Below are 2,017 nucleotides of genomic sequence, written 5' to 3'. Positions count from 1 at the left end.
CTTCCAATTTCATCCCTAAGCAATCTAGGCATTTATTCTTAGGCTCAGGTGGAGGCATGTAATAGCAAAGGGAGTAGGGAGTAGGGAGTAGGGAGTAGGGAGTAGGGAGTAGGGAGCGGTGCGACCCCGCGCTTTTTAAAAGCTAAGGGTGAACGCGCACCGTAGGGAACTTACGATCAAAAACTCCCACAATTCCTACACGGATTGCTAAAGTAAATGCTATGTTAATAACCTAAGGTTAAGGCACCAGGTTTGCGAGGATCAGATGCACCTTCAAATGAATTGTTAATGTACATGATACTCTGGGTACTCCCCATAGCATTACGCACCGAAATCTTATATCCTTTATACTTCAATAACTGGATTGTATCACCATTTAAATCCTGTTCTACAAAAAGTTGATCCGGTAACCATTGATGATGTACCCGAATGGCATTAGTAGCTGTAGCAATATTGAGCTGGTGATCAATTACATTCATAATCAATTGCAAAACGGTGGTAATAATCCTACTCCCCCCTGGACTGCCAGTGACCAGATACGACTTACCATCTTTGAGCACAATTGTTGGAGTCATAGAACTCAGCATCCTTTTTTCCGGTGCTATTGCATTGAATTCTGCTCCAGTTAATCCATAAGCATTGGGTACCCCTGGCTTAGCTGAAAAATCATCCATTTCATTGTTGAGGAGAATACCCGTTCCCGGTACTGTAATTTTACTGCCATAGCTAAAGTTTAAAGTATAGGTATTAGCAACAGCATTGCCATACTTATCCATCACTGAATAATGGGTGGTATCATTGCTTTCTACCCGTTGAGTAGGATTACCAGGGGCAATTTCTGAACTGGGAGTTGCTCGATAGGGATTAATCCGTTGACGGATTCGTTCAGCATAGGTTTTAGAGGTTAATTCAGCAACAGGAACGGGAACAAAGTCAGGATCTCCTAGAAATTTAGAACGGTCAGCATAGGCTAACTTCATACTTTCCGCCATTAAATGAATGGTTTGGGCAGTATTATGTCCCAGTTTCCGAATCGGAAAGGCTTCTAAAGTATTCAACATCTGCACCAGATGGATACCCCCAGAGCTTGGAGGTGGCATAGAATAAATCTCATAGCCCCGATAAGTGCCTCGAATCGGCTCTCGAATCACGGGCTTGTAGGTAGCTAAATCCTCTTTGGTAATCAGACCACCATTGGCTTCCATGTCTGCTACGATAGCCGATGCGATCGCACCTTCATAAAAGGCTTTAGCCCCATGTTTAGCAATTAGCTTTAAACTACGGGCTAAATCGTTTTGTACTAAGATTTCCCCTACCTGATAAAGGACACCTCCTGGCTTATAAAAAATAGCCATACTCGCCTCATAAGACTGCATTCGTTTCTTAACGTCTCTCAGAGAGCGGAACAAATCTTCAGAAACTGGGAACCCTTTTTCTGCTAATTCTATAGCTGGTTGTAATGCCCGTTCTAAGGAAATAGTGCCGTATTTTTCCAGTGCCATGGTTAACCCAGCTACGGTACCAGGAACACCAACAGATAAATAACTGTATCGAGACTTTTCTGGGTCAACCTCACCATTATTGTCCAGAAACATATCACGAGTAGCAGCTAGTGGTGCTTTCTCCCGATAATCAATAGCAATGGTTTGGTTATCCTTGGCCAGATGTAAGAGCATAAAGCCACCGCCACCGAGATTCCCAGCTCGCGGTAAGGTTACCGCTAGGGTAAACCCAATGGTTACCGCAGCATCAACAGCATTGCCACCTTCTTTTAAAACCGCTAAACCAGCTTGTGAGGCATAGCGTTCTTGAGAGGAAACCATACCGTTGTTAGCAATAACGGGATGAAAGATATCTTTTCTGCTAAAGATAACTGTGTCTTGAGCAGAGGCACTGCCAGCACTAATGAAAATTAGAGTAGTGAGGCAAATGATGATGAATTTATATTTTCTGGCGATCTTGCCCATAGGATAGTTGATCGAATAGTGAGAGATTGGAAATGATTTTCCGCTTTCGG

The 2,017-nt window shown here is 43.3% G+C and carries 1 protein-coding gene; it reads right to left on the bottom strand.

Annotated features, from left to right (window positions below; genetic code table 11):
- Positions 1 to 224 precede the first annotated feature (224 nt).
- Positions 225 to 1,967 carry a gamma-glutamyltransferase gene (gene ggt, locus F6K20_RS36080; protein ID WP_008181017.1) on the bottom strand — a complete coding sequence of 581 codons (1,743 nt, stop codon included), beginning with the start codon at positions 1,965 to 1,967 and terminating at the stop codon, positions 225 to 227.
- Between the last annotated feature and the right edge of the window lie 50 nt (positions 1,968 to 2,017).

The organism is Moorena sp. SIO2C4 (genome assembly GCF_010672485.1).
GTDB lineage: Bacteria > Cyanobacteriota > Cyanobacteriia > Cyanobacteriales > Coleofasciculaceae > Moorena > Moorena producens.
The sequence above is the reverse complement of the archived record's forward strand: the minus strand, read 5'-3'. Positions and strand labels throughout refer to the sequence as shown.

Excerpts from the sequence above, each read along its gene's own strand:
- ggt (WP_008181017.1), bottom strand. The coding sequence starts at position 1,967 with ATGGGCAAGATCGCCAGAAAATATAAATTCATCATCATTTGCCTCACT.